General features: G+C 63.0%; 3 protein-coding genes. All 3 read right to left on the bottom strand.

What is annotated here, in order from left to right:
* On the bottom strand, positions 1–1,186 hold a 1,186-nt coding region (pgi, locus tag VF497_RS10015; RefSeq protein WP_330888226.1), incomplete at its 3' end, for a glucose-6-phosphate isomerase.
* Between the two features lie 51 nt (positions 1,187–1,237).
* Positions 1,238–1,717: a DUF1249 domain-containing protein gene (locus VF497_RS10020; protein WP_330888228.1), complete on the bottom strand. Its 480-nt coding sequence runs from the start codon at positions 1,715–1,717 to the stop codon at positions 1,238–1,240.
* Positions 1,718–1,825: 108 nt separating this feature from the next.
* Positions 1,826–2,477 (bottom strand): pyruvate, phosphate dikinase/phosphoenolpyruvate synthase regulator (gene ppsR, locus VF497_RS10025; RefSeq protein WP_330888230.1); only part of this gene is annotated, 652 nt, incomplete at its 5' end.

The following is a 2,477-nucleotide window of genomic DNA, read 5'->3' on the forward strand; positions in this document are numbered from 1 at the left end:
TCAGGCGCGTGCCCTGGTGAATGAGCTGATAGAACGAGTGCTGGCCATTCGTACCCGGCTCGCCCCACCACACGGCAGAGGTGTCGTGGTCGACCTGCGCGCCGTCCAGCGTCACCGACTTGCCGTTGCTCTCCATCGTCAACTGCTGCAGGTAGGCCGGGAAACGCTTGAGATAGTTCGCGTACGGCAGCACCGCCTGCGTCGCGGCGCCGAGGAAGTTCGTGTTCCACAGACCGATCAGCGCCATCAGCACAGGCATGTTCTGCGCGAACGGCGCGGTGCTGAAGTGCTCGTCCATGGCGTGGAAACCATCGAGCATCGCACGGAAGTTGTCCGGGCCGATCGCGAGCATGGTCGACAAGCCGATCGCCGAGTCCATCGAATAGCGGCCGCCGACCCAATCCCAGAAGCCGAACATGTTGGCCGTGTCGATGCCGAATTCAGCGACTTTCTCCGCGTTGGTCGACACCGCGACGAAGTGCTTTTCCACCGCGGCCTCGTCCTTGAGTTTGGCCAGCGCCCAGGCACGCGCGGCTTGCGCATTCGCCATCGTCTCCTGCGTCGTGAACGTCTTCGAGGCGACGATGAACAGCGTTTCTTCGGGCTTGATGTCGCGTGTGGCCTCGAAGAAATCGGCGCCGTCGACGTTGGAGACGAAGCGGAAGTCGAGATCACGCTGACTGAATGCGCGCAGCGCCTCGTAGGCCATCACCGGACCGAGATCGGAACCGCCGATGCCGATGTTGACGATATGGCGAATGCGCTTGCCGGTATGCCCTTTCCATTCGCCCTCGCGCACGCGCGTGGCGAACGCGGCCATGCGTTCGAGTACTTCGTAGACGCCAGGGACGACATCGCTGCCATCGACCTCGATGATCTGGTCCTTTGCGGCGCGCAGTGCGACGTGCAGTACCGCGCGCTTCTCGGTCGTGTTGATCTTTTCGCCGCGCCACATCGCATCGCGGCGCGCGGCTACGCCGGCCTCATCCGCGAGCTGCAGCAGCAGGCGCATGGTTTCTTCGTCGACGCGCTGCTTGGAATAGTCGAGATACCAGCCGGCCGCTTCGAGCGTGTATTTCTCTCCGCGTTGAGGATTCGCCGCGAACAGCTTGCGCAGATGCGCATCGCGTGCGCGCCAATGCGCGGCAAGCGCGCGCCAGATGGAACGTTCGGTGAGCTTGGGCATGTCGGGTTCCGTGTAACGTGGCGATCACGGCCACTTTGCTGCGGGCCGCCGCTATTGTCGCGTTTCCGCGCCTTCGACGAAAGGCACGAGCGTGCCGTGCGAATGACCCTGTTCGGCGAGATATTCGAGCCAGCGGTTGAGGAAGCTCGCCATGCGCATGCGATGCGCGAACAAGGTCTTGGTCGCCGGGAACGAACCGAGCGCATGCCACATGTGCTTGCCGGCGTGATAGTGCGAAACCTCGGCGACGTGCGCGTCGCTGTACATGCGCAGCCATGCCGACGCGGGCGCTGCGTCGTCTGCGTTGCGCATGCGATACGACAATTTCAACTCGAGCGTGTAGGCGTGACGCTCGAGCAAATCGAGCTGCACGTCGAGGCCATCGTCGACCGACGACACATAGCTGCCGACTTCGAGCGACTGCGGCGCGAACACGCGCGCGAGGCGGTGATAGTTCTCCGCATACAGGCCCATCAGGTAGGCGAACCTGCTCGGCAATATGGCGGACGGTTTTTCGAGTACGGCAGACATGGACGCATCATATGGCGCCGACACCCTGCCCCGCCAGACTTGCGCATCCGGGCTCAGAGAGTTACTTTGAGTGTCCCGCATCTGCCGTTTGTCGACGCGATACAAGCGTCAGAACAGGTGCTTCTCGATGCCCAGCCAAGCGAGGATCTTGCTCGCGATCTCCTCGATCGAAGTGTGCGTGGTGTTCTGCACCGGAATGTTCTCGCGCCTGAAAAGTTTTTCGGCGAGCGCGAGTTCGTAGCGGCACTGTTCGATCTTCGCGTACTTGCTGCCGGGCTTGCGCGCCTCGCGCACCTGTGACAGACGTACCGCATCGATGTCGAGGCCGAACAGGCGTTGCTTGTACGGTTTGAGACGCGGCGGAATTTCCAGACGTTCGAGATCATCCGGCGTCAACGGATAGTTCGCCGCCTTCACCCCATAGTGCAGCGCCATGTACAGGCAGGTCGGCGTCTTGCCTACGCGCGAAACGCCGACGAGAATCAGGTCGGCATCGGCGTAGTTCACGTCGATGCCGTCGTCGTGGGTCAGCGCGTAGTTGGTCGCGTTGATGCGCGCCTCGTACTCGGTGAAGTCGGTCAGGCCGTGCGCCTTGCCGACGCGCGGCGAGCGCATCGTGCCGAGTTCCGCCTCGAGCGGCCCGAGGAACGGCGCGAACACGTCGAGCATCAGAGCGCCGCTCTCGGCGACGATGTCGCTGAGCTTCTGGTCCATGATCGTGTTGACCACGATCGGCCGCGCGCCGCTCTGCGCGTACACG

It is taken from the genome of Rudaea sp. (genome assembly GCF_036383415.1).
Lineage (GTDB): Bacteria > Pseudomonadota > Gammaproteobacteria > Xanthomonadales > Rhodanobacteraceae > Rudaea.